The following is a 684-nucleotide window of genomic DNA, read 5'->3' on the forward strand; positions in this document are numbered from 1 at the left end:
GTAGTGCTCGACGGGTTAACTCCCCGGGAGGTAATCTCTGGTGTTATCCATGATGCAATGACCGCCTGACCCTACCGGCCATTTTTCGAGCCATTTTTGTCATAAACGTAGTCAGTAACTCGCATCGCCCCAACGCCGCCAGCCATAAACGTAGTCAGTAACTCGCATCAGTGACACTGGGGGAGAGGGGGGCTTTACCCGGGTTTGGTGGGGAGAGCTTTTGCCACAGTCTAGGTTGCCCCGAGACCCGGGGCTGGATGTCAGTTTTCAACTTAAAATATCTGCCATGAACTGGCGATTTGCTTATGTTCAGCGCTGTTCTGTAGAGTAACAACTCGTGCACAGCGCTGGTAATCCAGAAAGTTGAGCACGGCATTTAAGGCCCTGTGGCGCAGTTGGTTAGCGCGCCGCCCTGTCACGGCGGAGGTCGCGGGTTCAAGTCCCGTCAGGGTCGCCACTTGATTAATTTCAAGTCTGGCCAGATAGCTCAGTCGGTAGAGCGTCCGCCTGAAAAGTGGAAGGTCAGCGGTTCGATCCCGCTTCTGGCCACAATTAATCCCCAGTCCGAAAACGGGCTGGGGATTCTTTGTTTTACCAGGTGTTTGTCGCGGGTTAAGGGTCAAAATGTGTGTCTGGCTCGGCGTGTCGCGGGGGTTAGATTTGGCCTTTTTGAATGCCGATTGA

2 tRNA genes are annotated in these 684 nt (G+C 53.9%); both read left to right on the forward strand.

From position 1 onward, the window contains the following. Positions 1-380 precede the first annotated feature (380 nt). Positions 381-457: transfer RNA gene (locus QP981_RS11170), tRNA-Asp, on the forward strand. A 19-nt stretch (positions 458-476) separates the two neighbouring features. Beyond that, positions 477-549 (forward strand) — tRNA-Phe (locus tag QP981_RS11175). Positions 550-684 lie beyond the last annotated feature (135 nt).

It is taken from the genome of Corynebacterium sp. MSK047 (assembly GCF_030232285.1).
Taxonomy (GTDB): domain Bacteria; phylum Actinomycetota; class Actinomycetes; order Mycobacteriales; family Mycobacteriaceae; genus Corynebacterium; species Corynebacterium jeikeium_D.